This is a genomic window from Pedobacter sandarakinus (assembly GCF_026240095.1).
Taxonomy (GTDB): Bacteria; Bacteroidota; Bacteroidia; order Sphingobacteriales; family Sphingobacteriaceae; genus Pedobacter; species Pedobacter sandarakinus.
Genome location: NZ_JAPIVG010000002.1, coordinates 534,230 through 560,102, shown reverse-complemented (window position 1 = coordinate 560,102; position 25,873 = coordinate 534,230). Strand labels below are relative to the sequence as shown.

Below are 25,873 nucleotides of genomic sequence, written 5' to 3'. Positions count from 1 at the left end.
TAATACGATTTATGATATCATGAAATACATCATACTAAGTCTAGCGACATTTTTTTTCGCCGGGAAAATGTTCGCTCAAGAATTGCCTTTCCCAACTTTTAGTGCCGAAGCACACAGAGGGGGAAGGGGGCTTATGCCTGAAAATACCATAACAGCCATGCTCAATGCCATGACGATTGATGGTATTACCACCTTGGAAATGGATACTCACGTTACTAAAGACGGTAAAGTGGTTGTTACCCACGATGATTATTTAAGTCCGGCATTTATGGTTAGCCCGAATGGAACTGAAATTCCAGCTTCTGATGCAAAGAAATATGCTGTGTTTGGCATGAAATATAAAGACCTTCGGAAATTTGATCTTGGGTCTAAATTTTACGATTTATTTCCATCGCAGAAAAAAATAAAAACGGAGATTCCCTTGCTTGGAGACTTGATCAACGCCGTACAAGCCGACATTAAACTGCATAAACGCAAACAGTTCTTTTATAATATCGAAACAAAGTGTAGCGAAAAGGGGGATGGTATTACAAACCCAACGCCAGAAGTTTTCGTTCAATTGTTGATGAATGTAATCGAGCACCACAAGATTGCCTCGTACGTGGTGATTCAGTCTTTTGATAAGAGAACTATTCAGATAATCAACAAAAAATATCCCAACATTAAAACTTCTTTTTTAGTTTCGAACAAGAAAACTTACGAAGAAAACATTTCCGATCTAGGGTTTAAACCATTTATTATCAGTCCGGCTTTTCAAATGGTTGATAAAAATTTTGTGGATAGCGCCCATGCAGATGGTGTTAAGGTTATTCCGTGGACTGCCAATACCACAACTGAAATTGTAAATCTCAAAGCCTTAAAAGTTGATGGAATCATATCTGATTATCCGGATATTTTGGTTAAGGCAAAATAAGTGGTTGCATTATAAAATCTATCAACATGAAATTATTTATTAAAGTTGCTTTTTTCATTCTTTTCTTTGGTTTACTAGCTAATGGGCATGCAAATGCTCAATCTTCAACATGGGATAGCACTTATCGACCAGGTAAATACGTAGAGTTAGTACAAAAATTTAAAAGTGAAAGCACCTCGAAAAAGGATTTTATTTTTTTGGGTAACAGCATAACTGCGGGAACCGACTGGGCTAAGTTGCTCAGTTTGCCTCAGGCTAAAAATCGAGGAATCTCCGGCGATATCACTTTCGGTGTTCTAGAGCGATTACAGGATGTGATTGATGGCAGGCCAGCTAAAATTTTTATCCTAATTGGCATTAATGATATTTCCAGAAATATACCTGATAGCATTATTTTAAGAAATTATAAATCGATGATTTCTAGAATCAGAGCAGGCAGCAAAAAAACCAAAATCTATTTCAATACGCTTTTGCCAGTTAACAGCACATTCGGTAAATTCAAAAATCATTATGGAAAAGATGCACACATTTTGTTCCTGAATGATGAGATAAGAAAGTTTGCAGCAAAAAACGTAACTGTTATTGATTTGTATCCCGTTTTCACCGACCAGGATCAACATCTTCGCTCTGAGCTTACTAAAGATGGCCTGCACCTAATTCCAGAAGGATACCAGGTTTGGGCATCATTCTTAAAAAAGAGTGGTTTCCTAAATTAGCAATGCATTACCCATCTTTTTAATTGCATCTTTATCAATAATATCTAAGCTGGGTACATAACCTAGCTTTTTTGCTTTGGTGTATTGAAGTATATAACGTTCAGACTCCTCATTTTCTTCGCCATTAAAGATAATTCCTTTAAGAGCAATCCCATATTGCTTTAGAAGATTTATAGAAAGTAAAGTATGGTTTATGCTGCCGAGGTAATGCTGAGAAATCAAAATAACTTGTACATCAAGCTGTTTAATTAAATCTATAATCAAATATTTTTCATTCAGTGGAACCATTAAACCGCCAGCGCCTTCAATAATTAAGCTATTCTTTGTTTCAGGAATTTTGAAATTTTCAAGTTCGATTGTTAATCCATCTAATCTTGCAGAAAGGTGTGGGGATAAGGGTTGGGTAAGCCGGTATTGCTCTGGGTGAATTACGGTAGTTCTGTTGCTGATTAAACTTGCTATCGTTTTGCTGTCACTATAATCCAAATCGCCAGATTGAATAGGTTTCCAATAATCTGCCTGCAGTTTCTCGGTTATTATAGCACTTATAATCGTTTTTCCGATACCTGTCCCAATACCGGTGATAAAATATTTAGTCATTTCAATTAAGTTCTTTCAGGTGGTCAATCAGGTTAATGATGTCCTGCCTGGTATTGTATGTATGTAAACAAATCCGTAGCCTTTCTTTTCCTTCAGGTACTGTTGGCGAAAGAATGGCCCTCACATCAAACCCATTCTGCTGTAAAAAAGCTGCTGCGCTTCTGGTTTGCTGGTTGTTTTTAAATATAATGCCTTGGATGGCACTTATGCTATTTAGCACAACGAGCTTGTTTCCCTTCGCAAGTTGCCTAAACAATTCAATATTTTCAATCAGGTCATTATTATCTGTCCTTTGAAGTAGCTGATAGGCAGAAAGGATAGCAACAATGGCATAAGGTGGAGCAGCGGTAGTATAAATAAACGATCTCGAAAAATTGATAAGATAGTCTCTTAGTTCCTTACTTCCAAGCACAATAGCGCCGTGTACACCTAAGGCTTTACCAAATGTAATTACACGAGCAAAAACCTCTTCTTCCAACTGATACTTGGTTACCAATCCTTTTCCCTGTACGCCAAATATACCTGTAGCATGTGCTTCGTCTACAATAAGGTTAGCTCCGTAGGCTTTACAAAGCCGTGCAAGCTCAGGGAGTGGCGCAACATCACCATCCATCGAATACACACTTTCTACTACAACGAAAACATTTCCTTTGGCTAGTTCCAGCTTAATTTTTAAGTCGCTTAAGTTGTTGTGATTAAATTTATATCGTGTGGCGTAACTAAGTCTGCAGCCATCTATAATGCTGGCATGAATCAATTCATCAGTAATAATTGTATCTCCGCGTTGCGGGATGCATGATAGTAAACCAACATTTGCATCGTAACCAGAATTATAAATCAAACCGCTTGGTGCTGCATGAAAATCAGCTACAAATTGTTCAACATATTCTGTAAAGGCAGTATTGCCGCTCAGCAAACGTGAACCTCCAGATCCATTCTTAAACGCTTTATTGATAGCCGTGTTTGTTGCTATCAGCTCTTGAAGTTCCTGTGATTTAGCAAAGCCAAGGTAATCATTAGAAGAGAAATCAATACGAGGAAAAACAGTAGTCAGTTTTCTTAGCGATTGGAGGTCTGCTCGTTGCTGAAGCCGGTTCGTAAGGAAATGCTCGATCTTGCTCATTGCCCAAAAATAACGAAAGCGTTCCAAAAAAATGGAACGCTTTCTGAAATATCGCCTATTATTTAACCTGATTACTTAGCCTTGAGTAGGCGGATTTGATACCACCGGTGGTTTTTCTTTTCTACCCGGGCGATCCATCCCTTTTCTCATCTTTCCAGCCTTTTCTCTCGCTTCTGATCTAAATGCATCCATTTTTGTTTTTTGCTCTGCCGTTAGAATGCCATCAACTTTAGCTTTTTGCTCGTCCATAGCTGCTTTACGTGCTTTCATTTTGCCTTTCATATCGCCCTGATCGGCAGATCTCCAGGTATCCATTTTCTTTGCGTTCTCTAATTCTACAGCATAAATCTTAGTTTTTTGATCTGCAGTCAAATTTAATTCCTTCTCTAATTTTGCCGTTACCTTTTCAGCACGTTGCTCTGCGCTCATTTTCGGCATTGGCCTTCTGGCTTTTTTAGTGCTGTCTTGTGCAAATGCAGCAGTAAAACCCATTGCTGCTATCGCGATTGTTAAAATTGCTCTTTTCATATCTCTGTTATTATGTGTTTGTTAGCTTATAGATATAAAAACAGTACAACAGTTTAATTGGGATAAGTTAAAAAGTGTTAATTTTTATTAAGTTGAGAAATGGATTTTTGCATTTGTGCCATCATCTGCGTTAGTGTTTCCATAGTGGGGTCGGGGGTAGGTTCTGGTAATGCGGTAGATATGTAAGCTTTAGCTCTCCAGATTTCCAAAATATCATCGGCTGCAATCGTGTATGGATCGTAAACCTTATTATCTGAAATCAATTTCAGATCTTTATTCTCTTTAAAGCGGTTGCCAGCTCTTTTGTAAACCACGCCTTCGTTTTTGCTGATGATGATATACGTCTCCCCGGTTTTAACTTCATTCCAATTATCTAAGTACTCCCCAATGATAATACTTCCTGGCTGTACCGGAAGCATACTATCGCCCATGATCTCAAATGCCCTGAATGTGCCTTGGCGCAAGGCCGGTAATGGCAGTTGGAATTTTGGTAAATCACTAATGTATTGCGGATCTGAAAATCCATTTAAGTAACCCGCGCTAGCTTTAACTGGAACCAATTCAATATTCTCTCTCTCATTTTGGTCTACGGAAATGCTTAGAACCCGCAGGTTAGCCCCTGAGCTCTTCGGCTTTGGTTTCCAGCTCTCATTTATCTTTTCATTGATGAATTCATCGATGGTAAGATCAAAATATTCTGCTATTTTCTTTAGTAAATCGTATTTCGGTTCTGCTCTATCTTCCTCATAAGCGCCAATTAAGGAACGCTTTATTTCCATAATATCTGCAAAATTCTGCTGTGTATGGCCTTTTTTCTTTCTGAGGTACTTTAGGTTATTTGAAATATTCGACATAAAAATAAATTTTAAAATAAGTTTGGAAATACTAAAATAGTTAGTAATTTTATGCTCATAAAGTTAGTAATATTATTTTGAATTGCAAGAGCGTATACTAAATAGTTTAGTTTATTTAAAAAATCCGATTATTATGAAAAAGTTTGTTTACATCGTTACTGACAGAAATCGTACAAGCATGCATGTTGGCATGAGTTCAGATCTTATTAAAACATTGGATTTTTATAAGCAAATGCCAAATCTTTTTTTCGATAATGGTAAACAACTTACGCGTCTAGTTTATTTTGAAGAGTTTAAAAGCGAGGCTCAAGCATTAGCCCGTTTCAAGTTGATTAGTAGGTTTACTAGAGCGCAGAAAGAACGCTTGGTTAGATCTTGCAATCCAGATTGGATAGATTTAACTATTGGCTTAGATTTCGAAAATATTCTGCTGCACCGCAACGTAACTAATCAAATTAATTTAGCTTTTACTAGTCTATCTTAACAGATTTAAAACATAGATAAAAAAAATTGTATTATCATTGTTAGAAAAAATTAAGCACTACCGGTGCTTAAAAAGGTCTGAAATGATAATATAATATATAGACATGGAGTTGTTACCAACCCGGTGCGAAGGTAAGTCCGAAAACGCCTCCTTTTACATCTTTACGTTGGAATGGGATAGCGTAATAGGGCTCTAGTACAAAATATCCGAATACATTCACCCGTAGCGAAATCCCAACGCTCATTACTGGTACACGTTCTGTTGTCGACTGAAATGTAACCTGGTTACCATCACTGTCTAATACAGGCTGTCCATTGTTATCTGTTAAAACCTCGGTAACGTAAGTAGGTTGGCTTTTGAACTTCACCTGGGTATCATTTGTCCATGCTAAACCAGCATCAAAAAATAAGTTTAAATCACTAAAAAGAAATTTCGACGGAATTGCAGCCAGTTTTTTCGGTCCGGTAAAAGGAAGTCTCATTTCGAAATTAAAGACCGCGATCTTGCTTCCTGTTAGTTGGTTAATATCAAATGATTCTGAAGATTGTGCTGAAGTTGTTTTATAAATCGAATTAGACTCGTAACCCCTAACTAAATATGGATAGCCAACGTACATTGGATACAACCGATCGGCATCTTTACCAATTCTGAGCGTGTTATAAGTTCTTGCTGCGAGTGTAATTGGTTTAAGTCTCCAGTATTTTCGTAAATCTGCAGTTACGCCTGCAAAGTTATAAGTACCTAAATACTTCTCTCCGCTTACCCTATACCGAAATCCATCTAACGGTCCGGTTAAACCAAATATGGAATTATCGCCAACAAAACTGGCATTTAATTGATATAGTGTAAATGAGTTGAAAGGTACACCATAATCTTGGGTAGCCTGCTCGTTAGAAATACGTTTTCTATCAGACCCAATGTAGAAGCCAGTAGAATTATAATAGTTACTGTAACGGTCTATCCTGTAGCTATATCTCGAAAAGGCACCACCAACTTCGAAACGGTGAATTTTGCTAAAAGGATAGGCGCCGAAAAGCTGTACCTGATCTTCAAATGTTCGAATAATGTCGGTGTTTTCTGCCAAGGCATCAATAGTGGTGTTATCTCCTACAGGAAGTTGTTCGTAACCATAGGAACTAAATCCAGAAACATAGGGGATATGGGAAACTGCTGCGCCCCAATTAATCCTACTTTTCTGATTGATATAGCCAACTAAACCACCGGCGTCATAAATTTCTCCATTTACCGATATATTGGCGATAATTTGATTCGTGCCCAAGATATCGCTAAACATACCTACAATACCGCCAGAAACACCTGTTCCAAAGCGACTAGTAGATACGCCCACACCACTATTTGCTAAATAATCTAACCTAAATTTTGGCTTATAGGGAACAGTTTTTAAAGAATCCGCAACAACCTTTTCGAACCTATCGAAGTTATTTAAGTTAGAATTGATGATGTTTACACCAATCGTTTCCATAGGAGGGAGGATGGCCGCATCAAAGTTTTCCTGTTGATTTCCAACACGCACGGCTTTGAAGCTATTTAACTTAGCATTATATAAGGTGTACCGCTGGTAACGGTAATAACTATATACAATATCATCTGTATTAGAAACTGAAATAGCCGGCGAAAATTCAGTAATGCCACTAATTCCGGTAAAATAATCGGTTAGTTGGTCTACCGTATTATCACTAAAGTTGTACTTGTAAAGGTTTCTGAATCCATCTCTGTTTGATAGGAAATAGAGGTGTTTGCTATCACTAGAAAATTGAGCATTTAAATTATTTGCACCAGAAAATACGTTAACATTACTTACAGACTTACTTTCAATATCATAAAGTGATAAATTTATTGGATTCACTGCAGTGATATTGTTAGCCTGGATGGCTGCTCTATCAGAAGAGAAAACAATCTTTTTTCCATCTGGAGAATAACTGGGGGCATAATCTGAATAGGCATCATTCGTAATCTGAGTGATTTGTTTGGTTTCAAGGTTGTAAGAAAAAATATCACTTTGACCTTCAACCATTCCTGAAAAGGCAATTTCTTTTCCATTGGGCGACCAGGTTAAATTGCCAAATTGCTGAACCTGTTCCATTGCATTTTGAGAGGTTGTGCTTCCATTAGATACATCAATAATCATCAATTGATTTTTCCCCCTGCTAAAAATACTAAATGCAAACTGTTTACTATCTGGCGACCAAGCCCCTGCAGATTCTATGAAGTTAAAGTCATCGATGTGGCCGTTGCTGATCTGGCTACTTAATTTTCTAATAATTCGGCCTGTTTTCGCGTCAGCCAAAAATAAATCGATACCAAAAAGATCTTTTTCTGACATGAATGCTACGTACCTTCCATCAGGACTTAGTGCAGGTGCCACGTTCATATTACCGGCATTTTTATTGTCGATAATTTTAGTTCCTGTGATGTTAATTTGCGAACTATCAGCCTTTAACATCGGCTTGTAGTGGGCATCTATCGCATTCTTCCATAGTCCTGAAAGTGTTTTATCATCGTAACCGAACGTGTACTTAATGGCGTTTTCATAGCCATACTTAGCCGTATTTTTGAAAAGAGGAACAATCGTTGTGTCGCCATATTGCGAGCCAATATAGGTCCAGAATGCCTGCCCGTAACGATACGGAAAATATTTATTGGAGTTGGTAAGGTCTTTCAAAGATGGAATATCCCTATTAAGCATTGCATCTCGCATCCACATAGAAGTAAATGCATCTTTCTTACCAATAGATAAATACTCAGCCATGCCTTCAACCATCCAAAGTGGCGTTTGACCAACATTTTCCAAACTGATAGAATCCTTTTCTAACAACGTATGGTATTGAAATGCATGCACTAATTCGTGCCCTAGCACGTGCCTGGTTTGGCTGTTCAACTCCATGATGGGCATGATTACCCTGTTTTTAAGCGCTTCAGTTACACCTCCCGTGCCGATACCAATCTCACCTTGTAGAGCTGTAGTTTGCTGAAAATCTGGGTGATTGTTGTAAAGGATAATTGGATTTTTGGTTAAAAAAGTATCTCTAAATACCTCTTGATGCATTTTATACCAGGTCTCCGCTTCCTGAGAAAATTTCTTTAATAATGCATCGTTTTTGATATAATAGTAAATTTCGAAGTGAGGAGTTTGCAGCACTTTAAAATCCAGTTTTTTGTACCTAACCTTGTTTTGGCCGAAATACTGGGCCTGTGCAAATACAGAACTTATCAGTAGCAAAAATAACGGAACATACCGGCGTATTAAAGTAGAACCTATTTTCATATGTAGAGTTTTATGGTTTTTTTATATACGATAAATCGTGAACGCAAGATTTAACTTTAAAAATAGCGATTGTTTAACTTACTATTAAATATTTAACACTTTTTGAAGGTGTGACGGATGTTTTAAGGCAACGTGCGCATCAATCAATTTCCGTTTCCTTGTTTCTTTTTTTCTCGTTCTTCCTGGCGTTCTTTTCTACGTTGCTCCCGCTCTTCTTTCTTCGTAAGGGGAACATTTTGTGCAGGCACGTTTTGAACTGGTTCAGTTTTTTTATCTTCTTTCTTTACTTCCTGTTCTGCAGGTGTTGTAGGTGTTACCTGATCTTCTGCTACCGGAACATCAAAATTTGTGGAGTCCACAGCCACTGTATCAGTTGCGGTAGTATCTGGTACATATTGCGGACTTGGGCAGTTGTAAGTTCTTGTAATTTCTACAGTCGCCTTCGGAAATGGCCCATAAGTATAACCGGTAGATGGATCTAGGTATACTTTTTCCATAAACTTTGCGAAGATAGGGAGTGCTGTTCTGGATCCTTCACCTTGTTCCCCGTTTTTAAAGTGCGCTGTTCTTTCATCGCAACCTACCCACACACCAGTAACCAAATCTTTTGTTAGCCCCATATACCAGGCATCAACATAATCTGATGAAGTACCTGTTTTACCACCAATCTGGTTGTTCTTTCTAAATAGATCCGGCCATTCCCAAAGCGCCTGGGAAGTACCCCGGGGCTCCTCCATACCACCGCGGAACATATATGTCATTAACCACGCAATCTCTTCAGATAATACTCGTTTGGTTTTTGGTTTAAACTCATCAATAATATTGTCGTCCTGATCTGTGATTTTTTCTACTAAAATCGGATCGGTTTTAATCCCTTTGTTCATAAATGTGCTATAAGCTTTCACCATTTCAAAAACGGTAACATCATTTGAACCTAAACTTACCGATGGAACAGATTCGAGGTGACTATCAATGCCACATTCATGTGCATACTTTACGACATTATCCCAGCCAACTTTTTCTGTTAATTGTGCCGTAACAGTATTTACCGATCTTGCCATAGCTAGCCTCAAACTCATATCCTGGTAGCTCACACTATAATCAGCATTTTTAGGTTCCCAATATTTTGTTTCCCCCTTATCCTGATAGGGGATTCTTACTGGTTTATCTGTTATTTTATCGCAAGGACTCATCCCTTGCTCTAAAGCCGTGAGATAAGCAAAAGGCTTAAAAGTAGACCCAGCCTGGCGTTTGGCCTGATTAACGTGATCATATTTAAAAAATTTATGGTCTATTCCGCCTACCCAAACCTTAATTTTACCACTGGTAGGCTCCATGGTCATCATCCCTGTATTTAGAATTTTTCCGTAATAACGGATGGAATCCATGGTAGAAAATGAGGTATCTCTGTCGCCCTTGTAGGTGAAGATTTTCATTTTCTTCTTCTTATTAAAATAGGCCATCACCGAATCGGGCTGGCTAGGGAATTTCTTCATTAACATACCGTAAATCGGCAGGTTTTTCATAGCACGATCTGGATAGTCAACTTTTTTCTTTTCTGAATCGTACCATGGATCTTCATTTCCCCAAACGCTGTAAAATCTACGCTGAAGCGTTTTCATCTGCTCTGCAACCGCGTCTTCAGCGTACTTTTGTAACTTGGAATCTATGGTCGTATAAATTTTCAATCCGTCTTCATAAAGATCGTATCCGTTGTCTTTGCACCATTTCTCCAAATAACGATCTACAGCCGCCCTTAAATAAGAATCTCCATCACTACCATCTTCTAGTGCTCCCTCTTTTATTGCAATAGGCTTCTTACTTAATGTAGATAAACTGTCTTTGCTCAGGAAATTATACTTGTTCATCTGGCTTAACACTACATTTCTTCTTTCCAAAGCACGTTCTGGGTTCTTTGTTGGGTTATATAGCGTAGTGCCCTTAAGCATCCCTACCAACATCGCCGCATCGGCCGTTGCTAAATCTTTCGCATCTTTATCAAAATAAATCCTACTGGCTGTTTTAATTCCGTAGGTGTTATTTCCAAATGAAACGGTATTCAAGTACATCGTGATGATATCGTTTTTAGAATAGTTGGCTTCCAGTTTGACTGCTGTCATCCATTCCTTAAATTTAAAGATGATGGTTCTTACTAACGGTATTTTTGCCAACAACCCTTGCGACTTATTATATCGTGTGCGATACAAATTTTTTGCAAGTTGCTGGGTAATGGTACTTGCGCCACCCTCTTTGCCAAAACCTATAACAGCCCTACCAACCGCTTGTGCATCTATACCCCAATGGTTATAAAAGCGAACATCTTCGGTAGCAATTAGTGCATTAATTACGCTTGGCGAGATTTCTCCAAAACTAACAGGAGTTCTATTTTCCTTAAAATATCTGCCGATTAGCTTTCCATCAGACGTGTATAGCTCTGAGCCAACCCGAAGGGTGGGCATTTTAATGTCGCGTGCACTCGGCGAATACCCGAAAAGCCATAAGAAATTGAGTTGAAGCGCAGAAAAGAAAATGATAACGAAAAATAAAAGTATCGCAGGATAACGTAAGTACTTGTTTTTTATCTCTTTAAACATATTAAATAAGATGATCTTTTGGTAAATGCTGTGGCGTTAAATATAAAAAACTCTCTATGCAAATTAAGGTATTTAATTTACTTATTTTTTAGTTCTATATTTAAAGTAACCATATAAAGATTTATACTTCACAACCACGCTTATGAAAGACGAGTTCGAAGACCTGATTATGCCAGGCGAAAAGAAAGTTTCACTAAAGAGTTTGAAAACAGGTTTTACTGGTTCTTATAATAAGGAAAAAGCGAAAGATGAGCTTATCAAAACTAAAATAGAAATCAGCCAGCTCCAGGAAAAACTTTACGCAAGTGGAAAACATTCTCTACTTATTATTTTTCAGGCTATGGATGCCGCCGGAAAAGATAGTGCCATTGAACATGTTATGAGCGGCTTAAACCCTCAGGGTTGCCAGGTCTTTACCTTCAAAGTTCCTACGGCAGAAGAGTACCAGCATGATTTTTTGTGGCGGCACTATAAAGCACTGCCAGAACGTGGGCGTATCGGTATCCATAATAGGTCGCACTATGAAAATGTGCTCGTTTGTAAGGTCCACCCAGAATATATTTTAAGCGAGAATATTCCCGGTTATGATGATGTTAAGAAAATTGGAAAAGATTTTTGGAAACAACGTTATGCAAGTATTCGCAATTTTGAAGAACACCTGATTGCAAATGGGACGGTTATCTTGAAATTCTTTTTAAATGTAGGCAAGGATGAGCAAAAGGAACGTTTCTTAGAGCGTATTGATGATCCCACTAAAAACTGGAAGTTCTCTTCTGGTGACATCAAAGAACGTGCTTTATGGGAAAAGTATATGGATGCTTACCAATTAGCTATTAATGAAACAAGTACAAAATCAGCACCTTGGAATATTATTCCGGCAGATAAAAAATGGTACGCTAGATTGGCTATAAGCAAATTGATTTTAAGCAGACTAAAAGATCTGGATTTACAATTCCCGAAAGTTACAGCAGAGGAAAGCGCTAAGCTTGAGACCTGCAAAGCATCACTTTTAACAGAATAAGGACTACTATCTGTAATCCATTTCAAATCTTGACAGGTCGGGCTTGTTTTTGGTACGGCTTCTCTCAAACTCGTAAATAACCCGACCTAGATTTTGCATGAATGGATAGCAAACTGTTTCATATTCATATTTATTGTCATTATAAATCCCATCTTCATTGCTTTGAATTACTGCGGTAAGAAAAAATTCGATACCACCTTTGAAATCAACTAAGAAAGCATTGTCGATAATAAAACCATAGCTATCGCCATACTTATTAAAAATGCGAATATTGTTGCTTGGGCTAGTATTTTTATCTCTACCAAAGTAAATCATTTTGGCATAGGTTGGCCAAAACTCCTCTGGACTGTATTTCGGAAAATTACTTTCCGAGGGATATTTACTCATGTAGGTATAAATCAACCGGTAATCTTCGGCAGTTAAATTAAATCGGTCTCGCTTCGAAAAACTTTCAGGAAACATGAGCTTGCGCATGAGCATCTGTTGGTCTTCAATAGCAAATGAATTTTTATTGTCGAAGCTAAAAGGTTCATTAATAAGCTGATCTTTAGCATCTAAGTAGCCAACACCTACACTTGTATTGCTCAATTGAATTGGATACTCGTTTGTATCATATTGAGCTGGTTGACTGTAGATTAACCTGTCGCCATTGTAAAATTTTATCGGATTAGTATGCTTTGAAGATTCACCTCCATCGCCAATGGCAAGCCTGTTTAAAATTCTGCTATTGTACAAGTCGTTTTTTTGCAATTTCTGGTTTATTTCCCGGCGACCAATAAATTCAAATAGCCTGTTAAACGCATCATTATCACTTGTAAGCAAGATCTTTTTAATGTAATGTGAAACAGATGGTAAGCCGTTTTTTGCTGAACTGTCTTTAGCAACTGTTGTTTGACCCACATACCCACTGTCAGTCAACATCGTGCTATTTGAAGTAACACCTAGTGTGGAAAGGGTGTTTATCTTTTCTAGCGCAAAAATAACAGCCGCAAGCTTTACTGTACTTGCAGGATAAAAATAGTGGTGGGGATTTAGGTTGTAGCTAAATGATTTAAATGTTGGTTTGTTAGATCTATCTCGTGTTACCTGCGTATATAAAATCTGTACTTCGTTTTTCTGGGGATGATTTAACACGCTGCCAAACAATTCCGGTTTAGATTCCATTAATTTTTTAAGAAACAAGGTGTCAGTTTTTTGTGCCATTGTTTGATTAATGATGAATGCGAGAAGGATTGAAAGGAAAAATTTCATGGTAGCTATTTGGCTTTAAAGATACCATTTTGTCTAAAAATTAAACTTTCATCACATTCATTTTACCAGTTCGTTTATTTTACTACTTTTGCAGCGCTTTTGGTTTCCGCTACTTGTATCGGAATTAAAAGGGAATGCAGTGAAACTCTGCAACTGTCCCGCAGCTGTAAGCTCTACAACGATTTTTAACTCTGTGCCACTGTTAAATTAATGGGAAGGCCAAAAATCGGGAGTAAGTCAGAAGACCTGCCTTTAGCATATAATTTCATAGCTTTCGGGGATTGAAGCTTGGATTGGAATACTACATTTATCGTATTTTATTTCCTTTTCTATCTGTTGGCTGTGGGCAAAACTCACAATCAAATGAACAAAAAAAGAATTTTAATTGCAGCAAGCCTGGGGCTTGTGCAATTAGGTGCTGGAACAGCCAGCGCACAAGACAGTTTGAGGTTAAAAGATGTCGTAATTACAGCTACCAAAAATGATCAGAAACAATCGCAAACGGGCAAGGTGGTTAGCATCATCAGCAAGGAAACCTTGGCCAGAAGCGTTGGTAAATCCCTGCCAGAGTTAATCAGCGAGCAAGCCGGTATCATTGTGGCCGGATCTGGTAGCAATCCGGGCTTAAATAAATCAGTGTTCTTCAGGGGTGCTGGAAGTGCTTACGCCGTTATCTTAATCGATGGTATTGTACAAAATGATCCATCTGGAAATGGCGGCGCATTCGATTTACGTCTGCTATCTATAGATCAGATTGATCATATCGAGATCTTGAGAGGTGGCCAATCTACTATTTACGGTTCTGACGCTATTGCTGGCGTAATCAATATCATTACAAAGAAAAGTGCCGCAAACGGAAATACCATTTTCGGTGTTGCCAGTGCAGGTACTTTTGAAACATATAAAGGTACAATAGGATTGAATGGCGGTGTAGATGGATTTACATATAACGTTAATTATACCCACCAAAAGAGTGATGGAATTTCTGAAGCGGCCAATCCGATAGGGGATAATACCGAGTTTGATAAAGATGGGTATAAAACTGATGGTGTTAATGCCAACTTTGGCGTTCAACTTAGTAAACAACTTACTATTAACCCATTTTTAAGGTACTATCGCGGAAACTACAAGATAGATGAGGGCGCCTTTTCTGATGGTATAGCAGATAATAATGCAACGTTAAAAAACTTTAGTGGTGGTTTAAACTCAAAATTCGATTTCGGTAATGGTAAAATTACCCTTAATTACAGCTATCAAACAACATCAAACAATACGTTAAGTAGCTATGCTGGTTTTCCTTACAATAGCATTGGTAAAGGAAATATTAGCATCATTGATTTGTTTTACAACCAAAAGCTTAACAATAAATTAGACCTTCTTGTTGGAATAGATAACAGAGAAATGAAATTATCTTCCGGGGCGAATAAGCCAGAAACCAATATTTTTGCCGCATATGGTTCATTTTTTCTACATGATTTGAGTGTCTTTAATCTGGAAGTTGGAGGGCGTTATAACAAACATGAACAGTACGGGGAAAATTATACTTACTCGGTCACACCATCAATAAATATCATAAAGCAGGTTAAGCTTTTTGGTACTATCTCAACTGCCTTTAAAATTCCTACACTTAACATGTTATTTGGGCGATATGGCGCTAATCTAGACTTAAAACCAGAGAAATCCCAAAATTATGAAGCTGGAGTGAACTTTAGTTTTGCCGATGATCAATTCTCACTACGCTTAGCAGGCTTTAAAAGGGACCTAACCGATGCTATTATTTACGATTTCAACATTGGTTACATCAACCAGGAAAGCCAAAAGGTAAAGGGTTTCGAGATTGAACCATCGGTAAAAGTTTGGAAAGTAGATATAAGTGGTTACTACGCATTTGTAACCGGAAATGAGTTTAATAGCGTAAATAATAAAGTGGAAGATTTTCTCTTTAGAAGACCCAAACACAGTTTTGGTGTAACCGCAGGCATTCAGGCTACAAACAACTTATATCTGAATACGAACTTTCGGTATTTTGGTACACGTACCGATGGAAACTTTAACACCTATGTAGTGGAGAATCTACCTGCTTACAAACTATTAAGTGCGTATGGTGAATATGCACTGGCCAATAAAAGAGTAAAAATTTTCCTAGATGCAAAGAATATCCTTAATGAGAAATATAACGAAATTATAGGCTACAATTCTTTGGGTTTCAACTTTAATGCTGGGGTTAGTTTTAATATCCGCTAAGAAAGTATAACTTTGTGTAATCAATTATCTTAAAAAAGAATGTCTAACTTAAAAATCAATCCTCGCAACTTAATCTTATTGTTGCTGATTTTAGCCATAACGGCTTTTCGTCTATTGGTCACGTTTAATTCTGATGCCTTACAATTTGCTAATTTCTCTTCAATTGGAGCTGTAGCACTATTTGGAGGAGCATATTTTAAGAATAACCTAAAAGCATTTGCTTTTCCAATTTTAAGCTTGTTTTTAAGCGACTTTGTTCTTGCTAATACCATCTTTAAACAATATAGTAATGGATTTTTATACGAAGGTTGGTATTGGACTTATATTGCTTTTGCATTGATGGTGCTTGTTGGAAGGCTAATGCTTGGAAAAATTAATGCCGCAACAGTATTGGGTGCTACTTTATCCATTGTTTTTATTCATTGGGTAGTTACCGATTTCGGAGTATGGTTCCACAATCCATCCTATACCCAAGATTTTGCGGGTTTTTGGTTGTGTTTAGAACGGGCAATTCCTTTTGAGATCAGATTTTTAGAAGGAACAGTGATATTTGGTGCAATATTGTTTGGTGCTTTCGAAATTTTAAAAGCAAAATATCCTGCACTAAAGTTACAAACACAAACATTATAGAAAGCTTTAGGCTTATATTAAATCCTCTTTTGGCTAAATTCAAAAGAGGATTTTTTTTTCTTCGTGCATTTCCTTCATCTTTAAAATCCTCTTTATGAAAGTTGTATCCTTTTTACCCGCTGCTACCAAAATGATCTATGATATGGGTCTAGAATCTTGTTTATTCGGCGTAACTTTCGAATGCCCTCGGGAGGCTAAAGCATTGCCAAAAGTTGTTCGGTGTGTATTAGAAGGTAAAAATTATTCAAGCATAGAAATTGATCGTATTTTCTCTGCATCAAAGGCCCAGGGCAAAAGCTTGTATTGGGTTGATGATGAGCTGCTAGCCCAAATTTCTCCCGATGTAGTTTTTACACAGGATGTTTGTGAAGTTTGTAATATTGATACTGCTTGTACTGAGAGCGCCGTAATGAAGTTAGCTAAACAACCTAAACTTGTTCCGTTATCTCCAAACAATTTGCAGGATGTTTATGAATGTGCAATCACCATTGCTCGGGCCATGGGGAAGGAAGAAGTTGCGCTAAATTACCTGGCTGGATTGCAACGTAGAACAGACCTTGTTCTCGATCAGTTGCGTTTACACAAAGCGCCACTTAAAAGGGCAATGTTAATGGAGTGGGTAGAACCTATTTATAATTGCGGACATTGGATTCCTTTTCAAATTGCTGCTGCCGGAGGTGTAGACATGTTATCTAACCCCGGCGGAGATTCTATCGTTACACATTGGGAAAAGATCGTGAGGTACAATCCCGAAGTACTGGTGATAGCACCTTGCGGTTTCGACATAAACCGGACGAGGGAAGAAATAAATCTGCTAATGGCGAAGCCAGGATGGCACGAGTTAACAGCTATCCGTAATAACCAAGTCTATCTTGCCGATTTCGACATGTTTACTCAGCCGAGCGTTGGTACATTAGTAGATGGCATTGAGGTACTTGCATGCATGTTTCACCCCGAAATATTTAAGGCAGATATGCGTATAGCCGAAAAGTTCGTTAACTTAAATCAAATGGATTTGGTAGTGCTTTAATTGATTGTTATGAAGATAGTGGTTTTGACTGGCGCTGGGATAAGTGCCGAAAGTGGACTGAAAACTTTCCGTGATGCTGATGGTCTATGGGAAGGTTATAATGTCTATGATGTGGCTACGCCTGAGGCATGGGAAAAGAATCCGGACTTAGTACAGCAGTTTTATAACGACAGGAGAAAACAGGTTATTGAAGCCAAACCTAATTCGGCACATATCGGTCTTGCTCGTTTGCAAGCTAATTTCGATGTGGAAATAATTACCCAAAATATAGACGATCTCCACGAACGTGCTGGTTCAAATAATGTAACCCATCTTCATGGGATCATCACAATGTCTCAATCGAGTGCAATGCCACATGTAACTTATCCAATAGAAGGACATACGTTAAAAATGGGCGAGACCTGTGGGTTCGGGTCGCAACTCCGCCCGCACGTAGTGTGGTTTGGTGAAGCCGTTCCAATGATCGAGGTTGCGGCAGAAATTTGTACCAAGGCTGATGTGTTCGTATTAATCGGAACTTCTTTAGCTGTATATCCTGCTGCCGGATTGATGGATTTTGTACCAACAAACATACCTAAATACATTATCGATCCTAATACACCAGATGTTAAACGATACAAAAATGTGATTAGCATTGTCAAAAATGCAGGGGATGGTGTACAAGAATTAACAGATATTTTAAGTAATGGCAGCTAAAAAGATTTGCATTTTCAATTGGAGTGGCGGTAAAGACAGTGCATTGGCTTTACATTATGCACTCCAAGATCCCTTAGTAGAGATTCGCTATTTGGTTACTACCGTAACGGAAGAATTCAACCGTGTCTCTATGCATGGTGTTCGCGAATCATTGCTCATTGCCCAAGCAGAAAGTATCGGTATCCCACTTTATCAAATTAGATTAGGGGAAATGCCCGATATGAAGACGTACGACGATATCATGCGGGACCATTTATTGAAATTTAAGGCGGAGGGAATTACCCATTCTCTTTATGGGGATATTTTCTTGGAAGATTTACGTAATTATAGAGAAAGTAAATTAGCAGAATTAGGTTTAATAGGATTGTTCCCCCTTTGGAAACGCGATACCACAAAATTAATTCATGAATTTTTAGCACTGACCTATAAAACAATCATAGTTTGCACTAAAGAAAGTCTAGCTTCATTCTGTGGCAAAGTTCTTTCTGAAGCTCTAGTAAAAGGGCTTCCACATGATATTGATCCATGTGGTGAAAATGGTGAATTTCATACTTTTGTATTTGAAGGTCCCATTTTCAGGAAAAAAATTCACTTTACACTTGGAGAAAAAGTATTTAGAAGTTATAAAACCCCTCAAACAGTTAGTGAAGGTGGCGATGTATGTTATTCACAATCAAGTTCTTATGGTTTTTGGTATATGGATTTATTAAATTAATTTCTAAAGATGCAAACATTTTGGCATCATTTTTTCTTTACTACACATAATTAACAAAATCACACATCAAAATGAAATCTGCTCATCTGGTTAGGATAGAAAGCAAGATTCATGTAAAGTAAAATGTTATGAAAAAGATATTTGTAGTAATCGCATTAAGTTCTGTCATGTTTGCTTGTAACAATAGAGCAAAAGAGGAGGCAGCATTGAAACAGCAGGAAGCTGAGAAGCAATTAGCAATCAAGGCTGTTAAAGACAGTTTACGTTTAGATAGCTTCAAAAGGGCTGAAACAGCTAAAGTTGAAGCAGAGAAAGAAGCACAACACCAGGCAGAGTTAGCTGCAGCTAGAAGAGCTGGAGCATCTTCATCTAGATCTTATGCTAGTTCTGGTGGTAGCTCAAGCGCTTACGGAGGTACAACCCAACCAACTGCAAAGAAAAAAGGCTGGAGTGATGCAGCTAAAGGTGCTGTAATCGGTGGTGCTGCAGGTGCAGTTGGTGGTGCATTAATTGATAAGAAAAAGGGCAGAGGTGCTGTTATCGGAGGTTTAGTTGGCGCCGGCGGTGGTTATTTAATCGGCCGTGGTGAAGATAAAAAAACTGGACGAGTACAGTAATTTCAATCAATATATTTAAAAGCGATTATGTAAATAGTCGCTTTTTTTATGCCTAAACTTTTATCTTCGGAAAAATCATTTAACATGGAAGAGGAAATTAAAGATCAAGCAACAATCCAACATTTCGTAATGTTCTGGCTAAAACCCCAATTATCGAAAGAAGAGGTAAAAAAATTCAGCAATTTTTTCGAAAGCTTAAGACCAATAAAAGAGATTAAGTCATTGAATTATGGACTCGCCGCCGAAACACCTACGAGACCTGTTACCGATAATTCATTTACCTACGCCTTAACCATAACCTTTAATTCTCTCGCAGATCATAATGCCTATCAAGATGACAAGGCTCACTTAGAAGCTGTCGCTAAATTTTCAAGTTACTGGTATAGGGTAGTAGTGCACGACACGGTTTTGAGTTAATTTGTTGCAAACCCACTAACACTCACCTGCTAAACTAGATTTCTTTTTTTCAGAAGAAATCCTTTAAGTGCGTATTTATTTGGCATCTTTAAAGGTCAGAATTTAATTTTGTTTACAAACTTAAAGCGATATTAATCAATGTTTTGTTTATCATTATATCAAGTTAAAAATGATATGAAATGTTGTTTTGCGGTAAAATGTAAGCAAAAATGCAAAATTAAATTTTGTAATGCAATATTAACCACTGTCTATCAGTGTGTTATGTCGTTTTATTAAAATTGATGCCTCTTATATGCTGCACTAAAATCTGTTCTCATTGTTCTGAACCTTGAAATGGCCGTGGCGATGAATTCCTCATCCAATATTTCAAATACATCATTTACCCCACCTCCGCTTAGATCAAGCTCAGCTAGCTTATAACTCTGCTCAAAACTACCTTGTTCGAATTTAACAATGTACTTCTGGTTCATCGAAAAGATGCTAATTTTACATTCTGGGTGTGGCAGTTCCGCGATTACTCTCATATCCTATTATGTTTTATTGTTTTTTCACTGGCAAATATTTTTCGATAGCTTTCCCATTTAAAGTGCCTACTTTCTCTATGATTGCGAATCGGGCAAATAGTTCCTCGCTATACCACTCTCTTGCTCTGGTGAGCTTGATGATATCAGCATGATTCATTGACTTGTATGCGTAATTCTTCATGTGCGTTGCATTGTCCCATATCGAAAAGGTAGCCTGATCGAAGAATGGGTTTTCGCCAATACCCGCTGATAATATGAAGCCTTCTGCGTTTCTCATGTCTTCAGCTGCCCTTTTAATATTACTTCTAAATTCTGAAAGCCTATTGAATTTAATTGCGGCCCGGGTAATTACGGCAATCTGTTCACTCGTTTCATGATTATTTTCGTCTACCTTAAAGGGTTCTTTACCAGACCATAAGCCATGACTCATTAAAGGTTTTAATACTATGGTAAACTGCTCTAATCCAAACCATCTAAACCATTTTGATACGAATGACGTTTTGTTAAACACGTCATAATCATCCTTCGTATCCCATGTCGACAGTATTGCCCAATGTTTGAAATCTGGTCCTAAGTCTACCCTCGCATCTTTTCCGCACCCCAATAACTTCCAAAACTTGCATTTGCTATTTAACATCATTGGAATACGCAAAATAGCCATGCCTAAAAAAGCAAATGGAATAGTAATACCTCGAAACTTGGTGATGGTTAGCGCAACAATCATATTAATGCATTTATTCAAGCCAAAACTAAACAATTAAGTAAATGCTTTCATTCAATTTTTTGTCATTATGATGCAGGTAAATTAAACTTTAGTAAATCCTCGCTAACTTTGCACTATGGCAGAAGATCTTAATATCAATCGAAATATTACCAAAGAAGAGCAATATCAATCTCTTATACCCCAGATTGAAGCTTTGTTGGCTGGCGAAAGCGATTTTGTTGCAAATATGGCTAACATATGTGCTGCACTCAAAGAACAATTCAATTGGTTTTGGGTTGGCTTTTACCTCGTAAAGGACGAGGAATTAGTTTTAGGTCCATTTCAGGGTCCGGTTGCTTGTACAAGAATAAAAAAAGGTAAAGGTGTCTGCGGAACATCGTGGCTGCAGAACCAAACCATCATCGTGCCTGATGTTGATCTTTTTCCAGGTCACATCGCCTGTGCTTCGGCATCAAAATCTGAAATCGTTTTACCTTTGATAAAGAACGATGAAGTTTTAGGGGTGCTTGATGTAGATAGTGAGTTCATCAGTCACTTCGATGATGTTGATAAATTTTATTTAGAGCAAGTTATAGGAATTTTGTTAAAGTGATAATTTAGGTGTAATTGAAGTTAACTATTGAATATTTCCGTCAGGATAATGTTATCGCGCTTGCCAAAGATTTGTTAGGTAAGGTCTTATACAGCAAAGTATATGGCGAAGTCACGGCGGGCGTTATCGTAGAAACCGAAGCATATTTTGGAATCAAAGATAAAGCCTCCCACGCTTATGCAGGAAGGAGAACTGCTAGAACAGAAACCATGTATAGTTTGGGTGGTGTAGCTTATGTCTATCTTTGTTATGGCATGCATAACCTTTTTAATGTGGTTTCCGGTAGAAATGATGATCCGCAAGCGATTTTGATTAGGGCGATTGAGCCCTTGGTAGGTTTAGATATTATGGAAAGAAGAAGGGGTATGGCTGTAAGTAAACCGGCCATAACAGCCGGTCCTGGTTCTATCTCAAAGGCACTAGGTATTGATCGTACATGTAATGGACATGATTTAACGGGCGATAAGATTTGGATAGCAGATGAGGGGATTAAATATCCTGACAGCGAGATTGTAAAATGCCCGCGTGTGGGTATTGCCTATGCCCAGGAACATGCATTACTGCCTTTGAGGTTTTTTGTTAGGGGTAATAAATATGTTAGTAAACCCAACAAGGTTGAATAGGTAATTTAAAACTTTTTTGGTTCGAAGCTGTTTTGTTATTCTAATAATTACGAAATGAAAAACGAAAAAAACATATCGATTTTAAAGGAAATGGCAGAAAGTGTTAGGACATGCATGTTCACAACATTTTCATCGGGCGATGAATTTGGCAGTAGGCCAATGGGTACCGCAAAAATTGAAGATGACGGTAGTATATGGTTCTTTACTAACGAATACTCATTAAAGTCCAAAGAAATTTCAAAAGATGGGAACGTGCTTTTAGCATATAGCGATCCTTCTAACAATACGTACCTTACCGTAAAAGGCAAAGCAGAATTGGTTGATGATCAAGTTAGAAAAGAGGCTTACTTTAATGTTTTCGTAAAGGCTTGGTTTCCTGATGGAGTAGAAGATCCCAGGTTAACATTAATAAAAGTTACACCAGAAGAAGCTGAATATTGGGACTCTTCATCGTCTAAAGTCGTTGTATTGTTTAGTATGTTAAAAGCAGTTGTTACTGGCGATACTCCAGATCTTGGAAAACATGACACTATCAAATTTTAATCTCACAAGATTTATCGAAAGCAGGATTGGAAACAATGCCTGCTTTTTTTGTATAATTGAGCAATGGATTTTAAAAACGATTTATCATTTGCAACAAGGCTAGATGAGGCCGATAAGTTAAAAGACTTTAGAACAAAATTTCTTTTCCCAAATACGGCAGATAAAAATTTTATTTACTTATGCGGCAACTCGTTAGGGCTTCAGCCTAAAGCAGCAAAGGAAGTTCTAAATCAGCAACTTGATAATTGGGCTAATCTTGCAGTCGAAGGTTGGTTTGATGGCGATCAACCATGGATGTTTTATCACAAAGATTTAAAGAGACTCATGGCGCCTATCGTAGGAGCTAAGCCCGAAGAGGTTTGCCCCCTGAATACACTTACGGTGAACCTTCACTTATTGATGGTCAGCTTCTATCAGCCTAAAGGCAAACGTGTTAAGATTATTATGGAAGGCGGGGCATTTCCATCCGACCAGTATGCGGTAGAAAGCCAGGTAAGATTCCACGGATTGATCCCAAGTGAAACTATAATAGAAGTTTTTCCCCGTCAGGGTGAAGAAACGCTGAGAACTGAAGACATTATTAACGTAATAAATAGTCATGGCAGTGAGATTGCGCTAGTACTTTTTGGCGGTATCAACTACTACACAGGTCAATGGTACGATATGAAGGCAATAACTGAAGCGGGACACAAAGTTGGTGCTATTGTAGGATGGGATTTAGCACATGCGGCAGGAAATGTTCCGTTAGCGCTTCACAATTGGGAAGTAGATTTTGCATGCTGGTGTTCTTATAAGTATCAGAATGCGGGGCCTGGTGGCATAAGTGGCATATTTGTACACCAAAAGCATTTTGATAATACCGAAATTAACCGCTTTGCAGGCTGGTGGGGTTATAGTGAAGAAAAGCGATTCAAAATGGAAAAGGGTTTTGTTCCCGAGCCAGGCGCCGATGGTTGGCAGGTAAGCTGCACCCAGGTTATGCCGATGGCACTATACCATGCATCCCTTAAAATTTTCGAACAAGCGGGATTTATCAGTGAATTAAGAAATAAAAGTATTGGTTTAACAGGATATTTAGAATTCCTTATAAATGAAATAAATAACGAAATTGGTTTTATTCAATATAACATTATTACGCCAACAAATGTCGAAGATCGAGGCGCCCAATTATCAATAGTTGCCACGCGAAATGGTAAACAAATTTTTGATGCACTTGTAGCTAATTACGTATTGGGAGATTGGCGAGAGCCAGATGTTATTCGCTTAAGCCCGGTTCCCTTGTATAACTCTTTTACAGATATTTATCATACTGGCAAGGTTCTATTAGCAGTTTCTAAAAACATTTTAAATGTCGATTAATAAATGATCAACTATAATCCAAAAGACTGGTTTACTTTTATTTTCCATATCCACAAAGCTGATACCTTTAGAAAGTTGTGGCCGTTGATGATCAGCGTTGCCATCTTCTCTGCATTAGTTGCTTTTCTCGAACTTAACGTATTTAAACTATCTAAAAGTGACTACGTTAACAACATTGGAATGATGCATAGTCTGCTGGGTTTTGTTATATCCATGTTGCTTGTGTTTAGAACAAACACTTCTTACGATAGGTGGTGGGATGGACGCAAGCTGCTTGGCGCCCTCACTAATGTTAGTCGCAACTTCGCTATGAAAGTGAAAGCACTCAAATTGCCCGATGAAGATGTTCGCTTCTTCGAGTATGCTATTCCCAAGTATTGTTTTGCATTGAAAGAGCATTTAAGAGAAAAGTTATACTTCGGAAAAAATAGCCTTTTGCTTGAAGTTGCAGAAGGTAAACATATTCCAAATCAGATTGCCAGCAGCATGATCTCCAGGCTATACAACCTTGCTTCGGCGGGCTTTGTATCTCAAGAGCAACTCATCGTACTAACTAATGATGTTAATCAGTTTACAGATATTTGTGGCGGTTGCGAACGCATAAAAAATACGCCAATACCATTTTCTTACAGTGCTTTTATTAAAAAATTTATCTTCGTTTATGTACTAACCATTCCAATTGGTTGGGTATTTAGTTTAGGATATTATTTGGTACTTATAGTTCCTTTTATTCTCTATGTACTAGCCAGTTTGGAGCTGATAGCTGAAGAAATAGAGAACCCATTTGGTGAGGATGCGAACGACCTGCCAGTTGATCAAATCTGCAACAACATTGAAAAGCACGTTGAGGAGATTTTGAACTGATGATAAAGATTGCCTGGCACCCTGTATATGCCCATCCACTTCCAGAAGGGCATCGTTTTCCTATGTTAAAATACGAATTGATACCAGGCCAACTCTTGCACGAAGGCACTATTGAACAGGAGCATATCTTTAGTCCCGAATTTGTTGATGAAAAATATATCACTATGGTACATCATCCCACATATTGGGCTCAATTAAAGCACCTAAGTCTGCCTGCAAAAGAACAACGGCGGATTGGGTTTCCTTTAAATGCTAAACTGGTAGAACGTGAACTTAGGATTACTCAGGGTACAATAGATGGGGCACATTTCGCTATGGAGAACGGTATTGCATTTAATGTTGCCGGTGGAACCCATCATGCAGGTAGCAATTGGGGAGAGGGCTTCTGCTTACTGAATGATCAGGCTATTGCTGCCAATTACCTTATTCATAATCAATTGGCTAGGAGAATACTCATTGTTGATTTAGATGTACATCAAGGTAATGGAACTGCTGAAATATTTAGGCAAAACAATAATGTATTCACGTTCTCGATGCATGGTGAGAAAAACTTTCCATTCAGAAAAGAGGTATCAGATTTAGATATTGGATTAGATGATGGTATTGATGATGAGCGATATCTTTCTATCCTGACCATTCACCTGAAAAAAGTTTTCGCCATGGCGCAGCCAGATTTTGTATTCTACCTTGCTGGTGTAGATGTTTTAAATACCGACAAGCTGGGTAAACTGTCTTTGAGCAAAGCAGGCTGCAAAGAGCGAGATCGTTTGGTTTTAAAAGCCTGCATAGATAGAAATTTACCCGTTCAGGTGAGTATGGGAGGTGGCTACTCCGCTGATATAAGAGATATTGTAGATGCCCACTGCAATACCTATCGGTTAGCATTTGATCTATTTGGGTAATCGCTTCCATGTAAATATTACTA

General features: G+C 38.0%; 26 protein-coding genes and 1 riboswitch. Of the genes, 17 read left to right on the top strand and 9 right to left on the bottom strand.

Annotation, left to right across the window (positions count from 1 at the left end; translation table 11 throughout):
• Positions 1–19 precede the first annotated feature (19 nt).
• Both OQ268_RS08140 and OQ268_RS08135 read left to right on the top strand, forming a co-directional pair.
• A complete protein-coding gene (locus OQ268_RS08140) occupies positions 20–913 on the top strand; it encodes a glycerophosphodiester phosphodiesterase family protein (protein ID WP_265855625.1) in 894 nt (297 codons plus the stop codon).
• 26 nt (positions 914–939) lie between these two features.
• The gene (locus OQ268_RS08135) at positions 940–1,629 is read left to right on the top strand and encodes a GDSL-type esterase/lipase family protein (RefSeq protein WP_265855624.1); all 690 of its coding nucleotides are present in this window, start codon (positions 940–942) and stop codon (positions 1,627–1,629) included.
• Here OQ268_RS08135 and bioD read toward each other — a convergent pair.
• From bioD to OQ268_RS08115, 4 genes are all read right to left on the bottom strand, one after another.
• A complete protein-coding gene (gene bioD, locus OQ268_RS08130) occupies positions 1,621–2,229 on the bottom strand; it encodes a dethiobiotin synthase (RefSeq protein ID WP_265855623.1) in 609 nt (202 codons plus the stop codon). The two genes, OQ268_RS08135 and bioD, sit on opposite strands and share 9 nt — an antisense overlap.
• Position 2,230: 1 nt before the next feature.
• Entirely contained in the window at positions 2,231–3,352 is a 1,122-nt protein-coding gene (locus OQ268_RS08125; RefSeq protein WP_265855622.1) for an aminotransferase class I/II-fold pyridoxal phosphate-dependent enzyme, read from the bottom strand.
• 75 nt (positions 3,353–3,427) lie between these two features.
• Positions 3,428–3,880 (bottom strand): hypothetical protein, encoded by a 453-nt coding sequence (locus tag OQ268_RS08120; RefSeq protein ID WP_265855621.1) that lies wholly within the window; start codon positions 3,878–3,880, stop codon positions 3,428–3,430.
• A 77-nt stretch (positions 3,881–3,957) separates the two neighbouring features.
• Positions 3,958–4,734, bottom strand: coding sequence for an XRE family transcriptional regulator (locus OQ268_RS08115; protein ID WP_265855620.1), 777 nt, complete (start codon positions 4,732–4,734; stop codon positions 3,958–3,960).
• 133 nt (positions 4,735–4,867) lie between these two features.
• On the opposite strand from OQ268_RS08115, the gene OQ268_RS08110 reads away from it, so the two are divergent.
• Positions 4,868–5,218 (top strand): GIY-YIG nuclease family protein, encoded by a 351-nt coding sequence (locus OQ268_RS08110; RefSeq protein WP_265855619.1) that lies wholly within the window; start codon positions 4,868–4,870, stop codon positions 5,216–5,218.
• Positions 5,219–5,330: 112 nt separating this feature from the next.
• On the opposite strand, the gene OQ268_RS08105 is transcribed toward OQ268_RS08110, so the two are convergent.
• The gene (locus tag OQ268_RS08105) at positions 5,331–8,504 is read right to left on the bottom strand and encodes a peptidase MA family metallohydrolase (RefSeq protein ID WP_265855618.1); all 3,174 of its coding nucleotides are present in this window, start codon (positions 8,502–8,504) and stop codon (positions 5,331–5,333) included.
• Positions 8,505–8,647: 143 nt separating this feature from the next.
• Positions 8,648–11,098 carry a penicillin-binding protein 1A gene (locus OQ268_RS08100; protein WP_265855617.1) on the bottom strand — a complete coding sequence of 817 codons (2,451 nt, stop codon included), beginning with the start codon at positions 11,096–11,098 and terminating at the stop codon, positions 8,648–8,650.
• 142 nt (positions 11,099–11,240) lie between these two features.
• On the opposite strand from OQ268_RS08100, the gene OQ268_RS08095 reads away from it, so the two are divergent.
• A complete protein-coding gene (locus tag OQ268_RS08095; RefSeq protein ID WP_265855616.1) occupies positions 11,241–12,119 on the top strand; it encodes a polyphosphate kinase 2 family protein in 879 nt (292 codons plus the stop codon).
• Between the two features lie 6 nt (positions 12,120–12,125).
• On the opposite strand, the gene OQ268_RS08090 is transcribed toward OQ268_RS08095, so the two are convergent.
• Positions 12,126–13,283: a serine hydrolase gene (locus OQ268_RS08090; RefSeq protein WP_265855615.1), complete on the bottom strand. Its 1,158-nt coding sequence runs from the start codon at positions 13,281–13,283 to the stop codon at positions 12,126–12,128.
• A 170-nt stretch (positions 13,284–13,453) separates the two neighbouring features.
• Positions 13,454–13,638, top strand: a riboswitch (cobalamin riboswitch).
• Positions 13,639–13,733: 95 nt separating this feature from the next.
• Between OQ268_RS08090 and OQ268_RS08085 the strand changes: the two genes are divergently transcribed.
• The 7 genes from OQ268_RS08085 (at position 13,734) to OQ268_RS08055 (ending at position 19,719) form a co-directional block, all read left to right on the top strand.
• Complete coding sequence (locus OQ268_RS08085; RefSeq protein WP_265855614.1) at positions 13,734–15,614, top strand: TonB-dependent receptor plug domain-containing protein; 1,881 nt, start codon at positions 13,734–13,736, stop codon at positions 15,612–15,614.
• A 39-nt stretch (positions 15,615–15,653) separates the two neighbouring features.
• Positions 15,654–16,244, top strand: a complete 591-nt coding sequence (locus OQ268_RS08080; RefSeq protein ID WP_265855613.1) for a DUF6580 family putative transport protein — start codon at positions 15,654–15,656, stop codon at positions 16,242–16,244.
• Between the two features lie 94 nt (positions 16,245–16,338).
• Positions 16,339–17,274: an ABC transporter substrate-binding protein gene (locus tag OQ268_RS08075; protein ID WP_265855612.1), complete on the top strand. Its 936-nt coding sequence runs from the start codon at positions 16,339–16,341 to the stop codon at positions 17,272–17,274.
• Between the two features lie 9 nt (positions 17,275–17,283).
• Positions 17,284–17,970 carry a Sir2 family NAD-dependent protein deacetylase gene (locus OQ268_RS08070; RefSeq protein WP_265855611.1) on the top strand — a complete coding sequence of 229 codons (687 nt, stop codon included), beginning with the start codon at positions 17,284–17,286 and terminating at the stop codon, positions 17,968–17,970.
• Positions 17,960–18,685 carry a Dph6-related ATP pyrophosphatase gene (locus OQ268_RS08065; protein WP_265855610.1) on the top strand — a complete coding sequence of 242 codons (726 nt, stop codon included), beginning with the start codon at positions 17,960–17,962 and terminating at the stop codon, positions 18,683–18,685. Before OQ268_RS08070 ends, OQ268_RS08065 begins: the two co-directional genes overlap by 11 nt.
• Before the next feature lie 128 nt (positions 18,686–18,813).
• Positions 18,814–19,302, top strand: a complete 489-nt coding sequence (locus OQ268_RS08060; protein WP_265855609.1) for a YMGG-like glycine zipper-containing protein — start codon at positions 18,814–18,816, stop codon at positions 19,300–19,302.
• Between the two features lie 48 nt (positions 19,303–19,350).
• Positions 19,351–19,719 carry a Dabb family protein gene (locus OQ268_RS08055; protein ID WP_265855608.1) on the top strand — a complete coding sequence of 123 codons (369 nt, stop codon included), beginning with the start codon at positions 19,351–19,353 and terminating at the stop codon, positions 19,717–19,719.
• A gap of 272 nt (positions 19,720–19,991) precedes the next feature.
• Here OQ268_RS08055 and OQ268_RS08050 read toward each other — a convergent pair whose 3' ends face one another.
• On the bottom strand, positions 19,992–20,243 hold the full coding sequence (locus OQ268_RS08050) for a hypothetical protein (protein WP_265855607.1): 252 nt from the start codon (positions 20,241–20,243) through the stop codon (positions 19,992–19,994).
• A gap of 13 nt (positions 20,244–20,256) precedes the next feature.
• The gene (locus tag OQ268_RS08045; RefSeq protein ID WP_265855606.1) at positions 20,257–20,967 is read right to left on the bottom strand and encodes a DUF3291 domain-containing protein; all 711 of its coding nucleotides are present in this window, start codon (positions 20,965–20,967) and stop codon (positions 20,257–20,259) included.
• A 115-nt stretch (positions 20,968–21,082) separates the two neighbouring features.
• Here OQ268_RS08045 and OQ268_RS08040 point away from each other — a divergent pair, with 115 nt between their 5' ends.
• From OQ268_RS08040 to OQ268_RS08015, 6 genes are all read left to right on the top strand, one after another.
• On the top strand, positions 21,083–21,559 hold the full coding sequence (locus tag OQ268_RS08040; protein ID WP_265855605.1) for a GAF domain-containing protein: 477 nt from the start codon (positions 21,083–21,085) through the stop codon (positions 21,557–21,559).
• A 14-nt stretch (positions 21,560–21,573) separates the two neighbouring features.
• Complete coding sequence (locus OQ268_RS08035) at positions 21,574–22,182, top strand: DNA-3-methyladenine glycosylase (protein WP_265855604.1); 609 nt, start codon at positions 21,574–21,576, stop codon at positions 22,180–22,182.
• A 54-nt stretch (positions 22,183–22,236) separates the two neighbouring features.
• Positions 22,237–22,725, top strand: a complete 489-nt coding sequence (locus OQ268_RS08030) for a pyridoxamine 5'-phosphate oxidase family protein (protein ID WP_265855603.1) — start codon at positions 22,237–22,239, stop codon at positions 22,723–22,725.
• A 63-nt stretch (positions 22,726–22,788) separates the two neighbouring features.
• A complete protein-coding gene (gene kynU / locus OQ268_RS08025; protein WP_265855602.1) occupies positions 22,789–24,084 on the top strand; it encodes a kynureninase in 1,296 nt (431 codons plus the stop codon).
• Between the two features lie 3 nt (positions 24,085–24,087).
• A complete protein-coding gene (locus OQ268_RS08020; RefSeq protein WP_265855601.1) occupies positions 24,088–24,948 on the top strand; it encodes a bestrophin family protein in 861 nt (286 codons plus the stop codon).
• Complete coding sequence (locus tag OQ268_RS08015) at positions 24,948–25,850, top strand: histone deacetylase family protein (RefSeq protein WP_265855599.1); 903 nt, start codon at positions 24,948–24,950, stop codon at positions 25,848–25,850. Before OQ268_RS08020 ends, OQ268_RS08015 begins: the two co-directional genes overlap by 1 nt.
• Positions 25,851–25,873 lie beyond the last annotated feature (23 nt).